The sequence below is a fragment of the Paucibacter sediminis genome (genome assembly GCF_030254645.1).
Classification (GTDB): domain Bacteria; phylum Pseudomonadota; class Gammaproteobacteria; order Burkholderiales; family Burkholderiaceae_C; genus Paucibacter_B; species Paucibacter_B sediminis.
In genome coordinates this window covers 3,737,729-3,751,471 of the sequence record NZ_CP116346.1, presented here as the reverse complement: position 1 = coordinate 3,751,471, position 13,743 = coordinate 3,737,729, and the positions used below count along the sequence as shown (strand labels likewise).

Below are 13,743 nucleotides of genomic sequence, written 5' to 3'. Positions count from 1 at the left end.
GATTACTTGGCGCAGTTAGGCCGCGTGCACTTGAGCGCGCAGGTCCGTGCATCGTTGACGGTGATCTTGCCGTCGCCGTTGGCGTCGCGCGGGTCGTTGGCGGTCGGCGTGCTGCCGATGCCGGCCTGGATCAAGGCGATGTCGCCGGAGTCCACATCACCGTCACCATCGACGTCGCAAACCAGCAGCTTGCTGTTGACCGTCAAGTCATAGAGCACCGGGGTTTCGTTGCTGGCGTTCATCTGCAGACGCGTGCGCACCTGTACGTAGCGGCCGCTGGCGGTGAAGTTGGTGTTCTTGACCACCGGCTGATAGGGCTGCAGATCGAGCGCCGCCGGGTTGTCGGAAGCCCGCGCCACCACATCGACGCTGGCGCCGGTGGGCACGCTGTCGGTCCAGTTGATCTTGCCCCATTCGGTGCCACTGGCGCCGCTGTCGTACACCACCGTCCAGGTACCCAGCTTGTTCACCGTTGTGTTCTTGGTGGTGAGGCCGGAACCATCGGTGTACACATACGGATATGCCCCCGTCGGCAGGAAGCCGACCAGCGTGCCGTCCGTGCCGCGGTACTTGGTGGTGCGGTAGGTACTGGTATTCATCACCCAGACATCGTTGTTGCCGTCCACCATCACGCCATAGGTCTGTCCACCCTCGCTCTTGGCCCAGAGAAGGGTGCCATCGGGCCTGTACTTGCGGATGCCTGAGTAGTCGGTGGACAGGATATTGCCCTCGCCGTCGACGGCAATGCCGGCGCCGCTATAGCTGTGGGGGCTGCGTGCCCAGCTGTTGGCCACCGGGTCATAGGCGGCCCAACCATAGCCACCCGCATAAGGTGCCTGGTAGATCTTGCCATTGCCCTGCGCGATGCCGTAGTTGTAGGGGTGGTAGGGGCTGGCGATCTGGCCAGAGGCCCCGGTGTTGGTATCCACCCGGCCCACGCCGCCCACGCCCGAGCCTATCGTGGCACTCCAGAGAATGCCGTTCTTGTCGACGGTGCAACCGTAGGGATTCCAACCGGACAGCTGTACATACGGCAGCGCGCCGGGCCCGATCGGCAGCGTCGCACCGTTGGCCGGATCGACGCGGTAATAGCGTGCCTGATTCCAGATCCCCACCCACAGCTTGCCATCGGGGGCAATGCAGACCGAGCGACCGAACGAGGTACCGGTGCCAATCGGCGCCGTCCAGGCCACGCGCTCGTCCAGAATGCCGGCATTCGTGTTCGAGGCCATGGCCATCATCTCTGCGGCCTGGATACCCGGTGTGCCATTGCTTTCGCCGGAGGTATCGATCACGCCATTGCCGTTACGGTCGATCGCCGAATCGACCAGGATCTTCACCAGATAAGGGGGGGAGCCAAAGCCATCCATGCGATTCAGCACATAGGCGTTACCGTCGACGTCGATGGCAATGCGCGAAGGATGGCCGCCGGCGCTAGTCATCGGGGCGCCAGCATAGGTTTTGTAGCGCGCCACCTCCTTGCCCGGGGCCACCACATTGTGGGTGACCGGGTCGAGCTGATCGGTGGTGTCGAACTTGGACACCGAGTCTTCGTTGTGGTTGGCGACGAAGATGTACTTGGAGCCCACGCCGATCAGATTGACCTGCAGCTGGTTTGGCACCACGACGAAGTTGAGATTTTCTATCGTGCCCAGCGAGAAGTCGGCGTTCAGCGTGTAGGTCTTGCTGGCCGCCAAGGCGCTGCCTGGCAGCGTGGCCAGCGCCATCATGGCGCTCAAGAGGCACAGCCGCGGGGCGCTCGGCTGACGCCGTGACATGGTTTGCATGCGCATAAGAACTCCTGGCATCAATGAAGGGCTATTTGAGGCTGGCAAGCTGGGCTGACGGTCGGCCGGCGTAGACCTGGATACCGACGTCGAAGCCCTCGCTGCCGGACAGGCGCTTGATGGCGCCGCTGGCGAGATCAAGTACAAAAATCTTGCCGCCGCTGGGCAGTTGCTCGACGAAAAATATGCGCTGGCTGTCCGCGGACCAGCGCGCATCCATCACATCATTCACGCCGCCATGCAGCTGTCGCGCTTCGCTGCCATCAGCATTCATGAGCTGCAGCAGCGGCCGCGCCGATCCTGGCGGGATGGTCAGGAACAGGATGTGCTTGCCATCGCCGGACCATTGCGCCTGCCCGTGGCGGCCGTCCGCCTTGGTGAGTTGCACGCGCGCGCTGCCATCGGCGGCCATCGCGATCACATGCGAGGACTGGCCCTTCATGAAGCTGAAAAGCAGCCGTCCGCCATCGGGCGACCAGACCGGCGGCGTCTCCATCGCGCGCTCCTTGTTGGTGCTGACGATGCCGGACTTGCCCGACTTCAGGTCCGCCACCGCCACCCGCGGCGCGGACTCCGGGTTGCTGGCCAGGTAGGCGATCTTGTCGCCGGTGGGCGCGAAACGTGGCGCCGTCTCATCGTCGGCGGCGGATTCGGTGAGCCGGCGCTGCCGCCCGCCATCGGCATCCATCAGATAGATCTTGCGTGCGCCACCGCGCGAGGCCACGAAGGCAATCGTGCGGCCATCGGGAGACCAGCTCGGCTGCGTACATGGCAGCTCGTCCTTTGTGAGCTGGCGGGTCGTGCCGGTGGCCAATTCGGTCAGGTAGATGTTGAGCATCTCGCCGGGCCTGGCCTTGCTGTAGAGCACCTTGCTGCCATCCGGCGACCAGGACATCTCGCTCGCCTCGCCGCGCTCCGGCAGCACGCGCTGCACCTGCTCGCCGCTGGCCGACATCCGGTACAGCTCGAACACGCTGTTGCTGCGGTTCGACATGAACAGCAAGTCGTCGGGCGCCGCCAGCGGCGCCGCGACGGCCACCCCGGCCCCAAGCCAGGCGGCCAGCATCGCCGCACGCCCTGCCAATCCGAGTTGTAGCTTCATCGACATCACCCTGCCTGCTGATATGTTGTGCTCAAGGCAGCACGGCGACGACGGCCTTGGCCAGCGTCCTGCCGCCACTGTCCGTCACGCTGATGGTGTAGGCCCCGGACTGCGACGGCGTCAGCGTGTAGCTGAGCGCGCCCTCCGCGCTGGTGACCGCGCTGATGCTGGTGCTGCCGCCACCGGGCGCGCTGACCACCACCGTCACCGCCGCATTGGGCTCAAAGCCCTTGCCGTCGAACTTGCTGGCCAGCGCCGGCTTGCCCACCGAGGGGCCGCTGAAGTAAGGCGTGGCGGCCCAGGCGCCCAGGGCCAGCAACGCGCCCCCCAGAGCGAGGACCGGTGAACGCAAGGCGGCCAGAACCGGCATGCGCAAGAGGCTGTTCTTCATAGCGACAACTCCGCCCTCGATGAACCGCAACAGGGCCCTTGACCATGGCGACGAGGCAGCGCCATGCCTGACCCGCGGCGCAAGGCCCGATCGACCAGGCCTGCCGCACGGTGAGCTGCCCGGCCGTCCGAGACCTTGCAGCAAACCGAGGCACCATTGAAATTCGGATCGGCGTGCACCGCAATTGCCATTCGGCAAACTCGCGATCCAAAGGCACTTCAAGCTAGGGAGAACGGCGGCAAAACCCCCGTGAAGCGGGGGGGTGGACCCGGCGCGGGGCAATACCTGACCCCCTGCCCCCTGACCCCGCCGCCCCGCTGGCCGGCTCAACTAGGGCAAATGCCGCTACACCGGAACCGGGCCAGCGCATAGCCTTGCGGTCCAGGAGAGCCAATGGCCAGCGACGACCACCCCGACCCATCCGCCGAAGAAGCGTCCACGCTCAGCATCGGCCTGAACACCCTGGGCTGGAGCGCCCCCCTGCAATGGTTGCGCCTGGGCTGGCGCGACTTCTGCCGTCAGCCCGCCATCGGTCTGTTCTATGGGCTGTGCTTCATGGCGATGGGCTGGGGGCTGTTCAAGGTTTACGAGCACGCGCCCGCCTACACGCTGGCCCTGTCGGCCGGTTTTCTGCTGATGGGCCCGTTCCTGTGCATGGGGCTGTACCAGGTCAGCATGCGGCTGGAGCGCGGCGAGCCGCCGGGCTTCATCGATTCGCTCGCCGCCTGGCACACGCGCACCGGCCAGATGGCCATCTTTGGCGGCGTGCTGCTGATCCTCGAGATGATCTGGGCACGCGCCTCGCTGGTGATCTTTGCGGTGAGCTTTGATGGCATGCCCGACCTCTCGGGCTCGCTCACCAAGCTGATCGACCCCGAGAACCTCGGCTTCATCGTCACCTATCTTTGCGTGGGCGCCCTGTTCGCGGGGCTGATCTACGCGGTCAGCGTGATTTCGGTGCCGATGATTCTCGACAAGCAGGTGGACGCGGTCACCGCGGGCCTGGTCAGCATGCGCCTGGTGCTGACGCAGACCGGCGTGATGCTGCTCTGGGGCGCCCTCATCACGGTGCTGGTGGTACTGGCCATGCTGCCCTGGTTTGCCGGCCTGCTGGTGGTGGGGCCGGTGCTGGGGCACGCCAGCTGGCACGCCTACCGCGCGGCCGTCGCGCACTGAGCCACGCACGAGCGTTTCGGCAGCCCTGGGCTCGGCCACAATGCGCCTTGCCATGAGACTGCCTATCACCTGCCTGCTGGCCCTGAGCTGCCTTGCCCAAGCCCGGGCCGAGGGGCCCCCTCTCGACCTGACCAGCATCCCCTTCGAGAAGCTGACCCAGACCGAGGTCATCACCGCCTCCAAGCTGGCCAAGCAGGTGAGCGACTCGCCCTCGGCGGTCTCCATCGTCACCGCGGACGACATCCGCGCCTACGGCTACCGCACGCTGGCGGACGTCGTCAACGGCATGCGCGGGCTCTACACCACCTACGACCGCCGCTACGAATACCTGGGCGGCCGCGGCTTCGGCGCGCCGGGCGACTACACCGGCCGCATCATGGTGCTGATCGACGGCACGGCCACCCAGGACAATATCTACAACCAGGCCTATATCGACAACTCCGGCCTGCTCGATCTGGAGCTGATCGAGCGCGTCGAGTACGTGCCCGGCACCGGTTCGGTGAGCTACGGCAACAACGCCCTGCTGGGCATCATCAACATCATCACCAAGCGCGGTGCCGACTTCGACGCCGTCCAGCTCGCGGGCGAGCTGTCCAGCTACGGCGGCCGCAAGAGCCGGCTGACGCTGGGGCACCGGTTCGAGAACGGCGTGGACCTGCTGCTCTCGGCATCCGGCCTGCACAGCGATGGCCAGACGCACTACTTCCCCTACTTCGACGCCATCGGCCTGCATGGCGGCCGCGCCGTCGGGCAGGATTTCGAATCGAACCGGCGCCTGTTCGCCAAGCTGGAATTCGAGGGCTTCAGCCTGCAGGCCGCCCATGTGAGCCGCACCAAGGCCTCGCCCACGCCGAGGCGCCAGAACGCCTTCAACCTGCCCTACTACCTGGTGGACGAATCCACCAGCGTGAGCGCCAAGGTCGACTTCAATATCGGCCGCGATCTGAAGTCGGTATCGCGCCTGTACCTCGGCCGCTACGAGGACAGAACCTTCCGCCAGTACGTCGCCATCGATCCGGACGAACAGTTCCGCCGCAACCAGACCCTGGGCCAGTGGTGGGGTCTGGACCAGAAATTTGCGCTCACCCGCTACGAGGGCCACACCCTGGTGTTCGGTGCCGAGTACCGCGACGATTTCCGCCAGCGCATTTCCAGCGTCGGCCTGGACGATCACTACGTCGAGCGCATCGAGTACGACCGCCTGCCCTATACCAACAAGACCTACAGCCTCTACGCCACCGACGAGTTCGCCGTCAGCAAGGCCCTCACCGCCAATCTCGGCGTGCGCTACGACAAGCCCCACGCGGTGGACTGCTCGGTGGCGCCCTGCATCACCTACGCCAGCAAGCCCGCCTTCAGCCCGCGGCTGGCCTTCACCCTGGCCGCCGGCCCCGACACCACGCTGAAGGCCTCCTACAGCCGCGCATTCCGCCTGCCCAACCCCAACGAGATCAGCGCCTCCACGCAATCCGATCTGTACCGGCCGGAGCGCGTGGGTGCGGCCGAACTGGTGCTGGAGCAGGACTGGTCGCCGACGCTGCGCTTCACCGGCTCGATCTACGACTACCGCCTGGGCAACCAGCGCTACCAGGCCTCCGCCAGCGGCGCGGAACTGCACGATGGCCGCAGCCGCACGCGCGGGCTGGAGATCCAGCTCGACCAGCTCTGGGAGGGCGGCATCAAGCTGCGCGCCAGCGCGGCCTGGCAGGCCGCGCGCGACCCCGAGGGCAAGCAGCTGGTGAATTCGCCGCGCAGCATGGCCAAACTGAACCTGAGCGCGCCGCTGTGGGAGCGCAGCTGCCGGCTGGGCCTGGAGGCGCAATACCTGGGTCGGCGCATCACCCAGGAGCTGCGCGATGACGATGGCATCGTGACGCGCGAGGGGCGCCCCCTGGCCGGCGCCGGCCTGCTCAACCTGACGCTTAGCTCGGCGCAGGGCTGGCGTGGGCTGAACTGGTCCATCGGCATCAAGAACGCCTTGAATCAGCGCTACGAGGTGCCGGCGTCCACCGTGCGCAGCGATGGCAACGGCGCCGTGCTCGACACCATGGCCATGGACGGCCGCCACTTCTTCGTGCAACTCAGCTGGGACGCCTGGCGATGAGAGCGGCCCGCGCGCGTCTGCTGCTGGCCGGCTCGCTGGCGCTGGCCCTGGCCGCTGGCCAGCAGGCCCACGCCCAGGCCGTGCCCGAGTACGCGATGAAGGCCACCTATCTTTACAACTTCATGGTGTTCGCCGAGTGGCCCAACCAGGACGCCCATGGCGCGCCGGAATCCCTGCAGCTCTGCGTGTTCGGGCCGGACAACTTCGGCACCGCCCTGAACAGCCTGGAGGGCAAGAACGTCAATGGCCGCAAGCTGGTGGTGCAGCGCGCCAGCAGCCTGGCCAGCCTGCGGCGCTGCCATCTGCTGTTCGTCACCGAACGCGAGGCGCCCAATATGGCCGCGATCCAGAACGTGCTGGGCGAGGCGCCGGTGCTGACCGTGGCGGACTCGCCGCTGGCCAGCGGCGCCGCCATCCTGCTCTCGCTCGACGGCCGGCGGCTGGTGTTCGACGTGAACGTGCAGCGCATCAAGAAGGCCGGCATCACGCTGTCCTCCAAGGTGCTGCAACTGGCGCGCTCCGCCAGCTAGGGCTGAACCAAGTCCATGTTCAGCATCAGCTCCCTGTGGAAACGCCCGGGCCGTGAGCAGGGCTCCCTGGTCACCCGGCTGGAAAGCATCCTGGCCGCGACCATGGGCGCCGCCCTGCTGATCGCGCTGGTGTTGATCACCTCCAAGGAGCTGCTCACCCAGCGCGCCGCGCTCAGCGAAGGCGGGCAGGCCTGGCTCAATACCCTGGCCGTGCAGGCCACCTCGCCGCTGGCCTTCGACGACGCCAAGGCCGCGCAGGAATTCCTGCAGGCAGCCAGCATCTACCCGGGCCTGCAGGCCGCCTACATCCTGCGCGCCGACGGCTCCACGCTCGCCAGCCATCTGGCCGCGTCGCAGCCGGAGCTGTCGGCCGCCGAGCTGGCCCGCGCCAACACCACGCCCTTCTTCGCCGGCGCGCTGCTGATTGCCACGCCGGTGCGGCTGTCGGAGGACATGCTGGGCAGCGTGGTGGCGAAAATCGACCTCACGCGCATGTGGCGCTCGATCCTGCAGTTCGCCATCTCGCTGATCGTTGCGCTGGGCGCATCGGGGGCGGCGGCGGCGCTGGCGGCGCGCAAGTTCCTGCACCGCGCGCTCGCCCCCATCAAGGGTCTCAAGCAGGTGATGGACGACGTCTCGCAGGGCCAGCGCTTCACCGTGCGGGCCGAGGTGGTGGCCAACGACGAGGTCGGCGCACTCAGCACGGTGTTCAACAACATGCTGGATCAGATCATCAAGAGCGACAGCCTGCTGGCCGAGAACAATGCGCGCCTGCGCGCGCTCAAGGACGCCGCCGAGCAGGCCTCCAATATGAAGAGCGAGTTCCTGGCGCTGATGAGCCATGAGCTGCGCACCCCGATGGCGGGCGTGCTGGGCATGCTCAAGCTGAGCCTGCGCGGCCAGATGGACGCGACGGTGCGCGAGCGCATCGAGCTGGCCAGCCAGAACGCCGCCGTGCTGCTGCAGCTGGTCAACGACCTGCTGGACGTCTCCAAGATCGAGGCCGGCAAGCTCTCGCTCGAATGCGTGGACTTCGAGCTGCAGACCCTGCTCGGCGACGCCATGCGCCTGCTGCACGAGCGCGCCGTCGAGAAGGGCATCGCGCTCAGCTGGCAGATCGACGACGCCGTGCCGGCCTATCTGCGGGGCGATCCGACGCGCCTGCGCCAGGTGCTCATCAACCTGGTGGGCAATGCCATCAAGTTCACCGAGCGCGGCGGCGTCAACGTCACGGTGCGCAATCTGCCGCCCGACGAGCGCCGGCCGGAGGCGCCGCCGCCGATCTACTTCGCGGTGCAGGACACCGGCATCGGCATCAGCGATGCCGCCCAGCGCCGCATGTTCCAGAAATTCGAGCAGGCCGACATGTCGACCACCCGCAAGTTCGGCGGCACCGGCCTGGGCCTGTCGATCTGCAAGCAGCTGGTCGAGCTGATGGGCGGCCAGATCGGCCTGCACAGCGTGCTCGACCAGGGCAGCATCTTCTTCTTCGAGCTGCCGCTGCCACCCGGGCAGCGCCCGGCCGAAACAAGCGTCGAGGCGCTGGGCCGCCATGCCTACCGGCTGCATGCGCTGGTGGCCGAGGATGCCAGCACCAACCAGCTCATCATCAAGGCGCTGCTGCAGGACATGGGCCACCAGGTCAGCGTGGTCGAGAACGGCGATCAGGCCCTGGAGGCGCTGACCCGCCAGAGCTTCGACCTGATCCTGATGGACGGCCGCATGCCGGTGATGGATGGGCTGGAGGCCACCGCCCATATCCGCGCCGGCCATTGGCGCGAGCTGATCTTCGCGGACCGCCACATCCCCATCATCGCCCTCACCGCCAACGCCTCCGAGCAGGACCGCGCCAAGTTCCTTGCCGGCGGCATGAACGACTTCCTCAGCAAGCCCGTCGACGAGCTGGCCCTGCACCAGGTGCTGGGCCGCGTCATAGAGCAGCGGCTGCGCGCCGGCCTGCCGATGAAGCCGCGCGCCGACGACGCCCTGGGCGCGCTGGACAGCTGGGCCGCAAACGCCGGTCTGACTGGTCTGGACGGCCAGGATGCGCCAGCAGCGCCGCCGCCCGCACCGCTACGTGCCAGCCAGGACGCGATGCAGCAGCGCGCGCGCAGCGTGCAGGCGCAGATGCTGCGGGCCTTCCGCGAGCAGGCGCCGCTGCGCCTGCAGGAGATCGCGGAGGCCGCCGCGGCGGCCGACTGGAACACCGCCGCCATCGTGGCACATGGCATCAAGGGCTGTCTGGCCTATATTGAGCCCAGCGGCAGCGCCTATCTGCTGAGCGACCAGCTCGAGCGCATGGCCGACCAGGGCGAGGTGGCCGAGTTCGACGCACGCCTGCAGGCGCTGGGGCAGGCACTCGCCAACACATTGAAGCAGGACGCGGGGAGCGGGGCATGAAGGTTCTGGTGATCGACGACGACATGATTTCGCGCATGGCCCTGGTCGATGTCATCAACGGCTGCGGCAACTACCGCATCGTCGAGGTGGCCAGCGGCGACGAGGCCTGGCAGCAGATCAGCGGCCCCGGCGTGCCGCCGATGCTGGTGTGCTGCGACATCCGCATGCCGGGCATGTCGGGCATCGAGCTGCTCAAGAAGGTGCGCGCGACCCCGGCCACCCAGGACATGCCCTTCGTGCTGATCTCGATGGCCAACGATGCCGACACCATCAAGGAAGCGATCCAGTTCGGCGTGAGCGGCTACATCGTCAAGCCCTTCAGCCAGAAGGACGCGCGCGACCGCCTCAGCAAGGCGCTGGCGCTGTCCGGCAGCAAGGTGATGGAAAAACCCGCCGAAACCATGGCCCGGCTGAAGTTCGAACCCGACCGCTACCGCGCCTATCTCACCACCATGCAAAGACAGGTGACCCAGCTGATCGGCGAGCTCGCCACCATCCCCAACAACGACGCCCTGCCCCCGATACGCGAGAAGATGGCGGTGCTGCAGACCGGCTGCGCGCCGCTGGGCCTGTGGCGCGCGGCCGCTCTGCTGCAGAAGTTCTCGGCCGAGGGCTCGGCCAGCGCGGACATGCTGGACGGTCTGGACGAGCTGCAACAGCAACTTCATCACCAGTTGTTCGCGATTGACTGAGCCGCGGCGCACCGACGCAGGCCACAATGCGCGTTGATGAGATCTGCCCGCCCTTTTTTCTGCCCGCCATGCTCGATTTCTCCAGCCTGACGCATTACGACTGGCTCGACGTCCCCATGTGGGTGTACGACCTCGAGCGCCAGCGCAATCTGTGGGCCAACGCCGCTGCCCTGAGCTTCTGGCGCGCCGAAAGCGCCGAAGAATTCCTCTCGCGCGACCATGCCGACACCAGCGCCGCGGTGCGCGAGCGCCTCGCCGTGACCGCCGCCGACCATGGCCAGGGCAAGATCGTGCGCGAGCAATGGACCCTCTATCCCAAGGGCCAGCCCACCACCGTGATGCTGACCTCGCGCGGCATCCGCACCCCCGACCGCCGCCAGGTGATGCTGTTCGCCGCCGACTCGCTGCCCGCCGGCAGCGACAAGTCGATGCTCCGCGGCGTCGAGGCGCTGCAGCACACCTCGGTGCGCATTGCCGTGTTCTCGCTGCGCGACGGCAGCGCCCTGATGCGCAACCCGGCCGCGGCGATCTGCTTCGCCGCCCTGCCCAAGGCCGCCGGCATGAGCGACTTTGCCGCCATCTTCCCGGACCCCGAACTGGCCAGGCGCATCTACGCCCAGGTGCAGCGCGGCCAGACCTTTGCCGCCGATCTGGAGCTCAACACCAGCTCGGGCCGGCGCTGGCATGGCGTGGATGCGCGCCCGATGCGCGACCCGGTGACCGGCGACCTGGTGATGCAGCTGAATGCGCGCGACATCGCCGACCTCAAGGCCAGCCAGGCCGCGCTGGAAGCCGCGCGCGAGGCGGCCGAGGCCGCCAGCCAGGCCAAGAGCAGCTTCCTCGCGAACATGAGCCACGAGATCCGCACCCCCATGAACGGCGTGCTGGGCCTCACCGAGCTGGTGCTGCAGACCGAGCTGAGCGAGCGCCAGCGCAAATTCATCGAGCTGGCCCATGGCTCGGCCAAGGGCCTGATGGTGATCATCAACGACCTGCTGGACGTGGCCAAGATCGAGGCCGGGCGCGTGCACATCGACGACGCCGCGTTCTCGCTGCACGACTGCCTGCGCGAGTCCCTGCATCCGCTGCTGCTGCAGGCGCACGACAAGGGCATCCAGCTGCATGCGCGCGTGCAGCCCGGCGTGCCCCAGCATCTGCATGGCGATGCCTTGCGGCTGCGCCAGGTGCTGGTGAACCTGGTGGGCAATGCGCTCAAGTTCACCGAGAAGGGCGAGGTGCGCGTCGAGGTGCAGCTGATCGCCGAGGATGAGGCGCCCGCCGGCGCGCCGGCGCTGCTGCGCTTCTCGGTGCACGACACCGGCATCGGCATGACGCGCGACCAGATCGCCCATGTGTTCGCGCCCTTCACGCAGGCGGATGGCAGCATCACGCGCCGCTATGGCGGCACCGGCCTGGGCCTGACCATCGTGCAGCGCCTGGTGAACCTGATGGGCGGATCGGTCAGCGTGGAAAGCCAGCCCGGCACCGGCTCCTGCTTCAGCTTCGAGCTGCGCCTGCCAAAAGCCCACACATCGGCGCCGGCAGCGGCGCAGCCCGAAGCCGTGGCGCAGCCGGCCGACTCAGACCAGCAGCACGCCTGAGCCGGTGGTGCTGCGCGCCTCCAGGTCGCGGTGCGCCCGTGCCACCTCGGCCAGCGGGTAGCGCTGGTCCACATGGATGCGCACCGCGCCGCTCTTCACCACCTCGATCAACTCGTCCGCCATCGCCTGGGTGCTCTCGCGCGTGGCCAGGTGGGTGAACAGCGTGGGCCGCGTCAGATAGAGCGAGCCCTTGGCCGCCAGCGTGCCCAGGGCCACCGGCGGCACCACGCCCGAGGCATTGCCAAAGCTGGCCATCAGGCCGAAGGGCGCCAGGCTGTCGAGCGAGCCGGCCCAGGTGTCGGCGCCCACCGAGTCGTACACCACCTTGACGCCGCGCCCCTCGGTGATCTCGCGCACGCGCGCGGCGAAATCCTCGCGCCGGTAGTTGATGACATGGGTGGCGCCGGCGTCCAGCGCCAGCTGGCATTTCTCGTCGCTGCCGGCGGTGCCGATCAGGCGCAGGCCCAGCAGGCGTGCCCATTGGCAGGCGATCAGGCCGACCCCGCCGGCGGCGGCGTGGAAGAGCACGAAGTCGCCCGCATGCAGGCCGCCCTGCGGCAGCGTGCGGCGCAGCAGGTACTGGGCCGTCAGGCCCTTGAGCATCATGCCGGCGCCGGTCTCGAAGGAGATCTCGTCCGGCAATCGCACCACGCAGCGCGCCGGCATCACGCGCGCCGTGCAATAGGCGCCGGGCGGCTGGCTGGCATAGGCGGCGCGGTCGCCCGGCTTGAGGTGGGTGACGCCCTCGCCCACCGCCTCCACAAAGCCCGCCGCCTCCATGCCGATGCCGGCCGGCATGGGCAGGGGGTAGACGCCGTTGCGGTGGTAGACGTCGATGTAGTTGAGCCCCACCGCCACATGCCGGATGCGCAGCTCGCCCGGCCCGGGCTCGCCCACCTCCACCGGCACCAGCTGCATCTGTTCCGGGCCACCCGGCTGTTGTATGCGCACCGCGAGATCGCTCATCAAAAACTCCTGCTGATGAATAAGGGCTGAGGGAATTCCGCTATCGTGCCAGCCTTTGCCATTCAGCGCTTGCCGTCGCCATGCAGCTCACGCCGCGCCTCGCACTTCTGCTCACCCTGCCGCCACTGATGTGGGCCGGCAATGCCGTGGTCGGGCGCCTGATGGCCGCCAGCGTGCCGCCGCTGACGCTGAATGCCATGCGCTGGGCACTCGCCTTCGCGCTGCTGCTGCCGCTGGCGCGCGGCCTGTTTTTTCGCAAGCTCGGGCAGGTGCGCGCGCGCTGGCCCTATCTGGCCCTCACCGGCCTGCTGGGCATGGGCTGCTACAACGCCCTGCAGTACCAGGCCCTGCACAGTTCCAGCGCGCTGAACGTGACCCTGATCGCGGCCAGCCTGCCGGTCTGGATGCTGGCGGTGGGCGCCCTGGTCTTCAAGGTCCATCCAACGCGCAAGCAGCTGCTGGGCGCCGTGCTCTCGCTGGCCGGCGTGGCCCTGGTGATCGCGCGCGGCCAGCTCGCCAGCCTGGCCTCTATCCATTTCGTCGCCGGCGACCTGCTGATGCTGCTGGCGATCTTCAGCTGGGCGATCTACAGCTGGCTGCTGGCGCGCCCGCCCGCGCACATGCAGGGCGCCGCCCGACCGGACTGGAACTGGGCCGAGATGCTGATGGCGCAGTTGCTGTTCGGCCTGCTGTTCGCGGGCAGTATGGCGGGCGTGGAACAGGCCGTCGGCAGCCAGCCCATCGCCTGGGGGCCAGGTCTTGCCCTGACCCTGGTCTACGTGGCGGTTGGGCCCTCGCTGATCGCCTACCGCTGCTGGGGCCTGGGCGTGGCGCAGGGCGGGCCGGCGCTGGCCGCCTTCTTCAACAACCTCACGCCGGTGTTCGCCGCGCTGATGTCGGCCGCGCTGCTGGGCGAATGGCCACAGTGGTACCACGGCCTGGCGTTCGTGCTGATCGCCGCCGGGATTCTGGTATCAGCGCGGCGCTGATGCGC

At 67.8% G+C, this 13,743-nt stretch carries 11 protein-coding genes; 7 read left to right on the top strand and 4 right to left on the bottom strand.

Annotated features, from left to right (window positions below; translation table 11 throughout):
- Window positions 1-2: 2 nt before the first annotated feature.
- The 3 genes from PFX98_RS17400 to PFX98_RS17390 are packed head-to-tail and all read right to left on the bottom strand — an operon-like array spanning window position 3 to window position 3,280.
- Window positions 3-1,787: a dockerin type I domain-containing protein gene (locus tag PFX98_RS17400; protein WP_285231751.1), complete on the bottom strand. Its 1,785-nt coding sequence runs from the start codon at window positions 1,785-1,787 to the stop codon at window positions 3-5.
- A gap of 31 nt (window positions 1,788-1,818) precedes the next feature.
- A complete protein-coding gene (locus PFX98_RS17395; RefSeq protein ID WP_285231750.1) occupies window positions 1,819-2,889 on the bottom strand; it encodes a TolB family protein in 1,071 nt (356 codons plus the stop codon).
- A 31-nt stretch (window positions 2,890-2,920) separates the two neighbouring features.
- Window positions 2,921-3,280: an Ig-like domain-containing protein gene (locus tag PFX98_RS17390; protein WP_285231749.1), complete on the bottom strand. Its 360-nt coding sequence runs from the start codon at window positions 3,278-3,280 to the stop codon at window positions 2,921-2,923.
- 393 nt (window positions 3,281-3,673) lie between these two features.
- On the opposite strand from PFX98_RS17390, the gene PFX98_RS17385 reads away from it, so the two are divergent.
- The 6 genes from PFX98_RS17385 to PFX98_RS17360 all read left to right on the top strand — a co-directional run bounded on the left by PFX98_RS17385 (window position 3,674) and on the right by PFX98_RS17360 (window position 11,783).
- Complete coding sequence (locus tag PFX98_RS17385; protein ID WP_285231748.1) at window positions 3,674-4,456, top strand: DUF2189 domain-containing protein; 783 nt, start codon at window positions 3,674-3,676, stop codon at window positions 4,454-4,456.
- A gap of 52 nt (window positions 4,457-4,508) precedes the next feature.
- Window positions 4,509-6,560 carry a TonB-dependent receptor plug domain-containing protein gene (locus PFX98_RS17380; protein ID WP_285231747.1) on the top strand — a complete coding sequence of 684 codons (2,052 nt, stop codon included), beginning with the start codon at window positions 4,509-4,511 and terminating at the stop codon, window positions 6,558-6,560.
- Window positions 6,557-7,090, top strand: a complete 534-nt coding sequence (locus PFX98_RS17375) for a YfiR family protein (RefSeq protein ID WP_285231746.1) — start codon at window positions 6,557-6,559, stop codon at window positions 7,088-7,090. Before PFX98_RS17380 ends, PFX98_RS17375 begins: the two co-directional genes overlap by 4 nt.
- A gap of 15 nt (window positions 7,091-7,105) precedes the next feature.
- A complete protein-coding gene (locus PFX98_RS17370) occupies window positions 7,106-9,490 on the top strand; it encodes a hybrid sensor histidine kinase/response regulator (RefSeq protein ID WP_285231745.1) in 2,385 nt (794 codons plus the stop codon).
- Window positions 9,487-10,182: a response regulator gene (locus PFX98_RS17365; RefSeq protein ID WP_285231744.1), complete on the top strand. Its 696-nt coding sequence runs from the start codon at window positions 9,487-9,489 to the stop codon at window positions 10,180-10,182. Before PFX98_RS17370 ends, PFX98_RS17365 begins: the two co-directional genes overlap by 4 nt.
- A gap of 68 nt (window positions 10,183-10,250) precedes the next feature.
- Window positions 10,251-11,783, top strand: coding sequence for a hybrid sensor histidine kinase/response regulator (locus PFX98_RS17360; protein ID WP_285231743.1), 1,533 nt, complete (start codon window positions 10,251-10,253; stop codon window positions 11,781-11,783).
- Here PFX98_RS17360 and PFX98_RS17355 read toward each other — a convergent pair.
- On the bottom strand, window positions 11,763-12,749 hold the full coding sequence (locus PFX98_RS17355) for a quinone oxidoreductase family protein (protein WP_285231742.1): 987 nt from the start codon (window positions 12,747-12,749) through the stop codon (window positions 11,763-11,765). The two genes, PFX98_RS17360 and PFX98_RS17355, sit on opposite strands and share 21 nt — an antisense overlap.
- Before the next feature lie 80 nt (window positions 12,750-12,829).
- Here PFX98_RS17355 and PFX98_RS17350 point away from each other — a divergent pair, with 80 nt between their 5' ends.
- On the top strand, window positions 12,830-13,738 hold the full coding sequence (locus PFX98_RS17350) for a DMT family transporter (RefSeq protein WP_285231741.1): 909 nt from the start codon (window positions 12,830-12,832) through the stop codon (window positions 13,736-13,738).
- Window positions 13,739-13,743 lie beyond the last annotated feature (5 nt).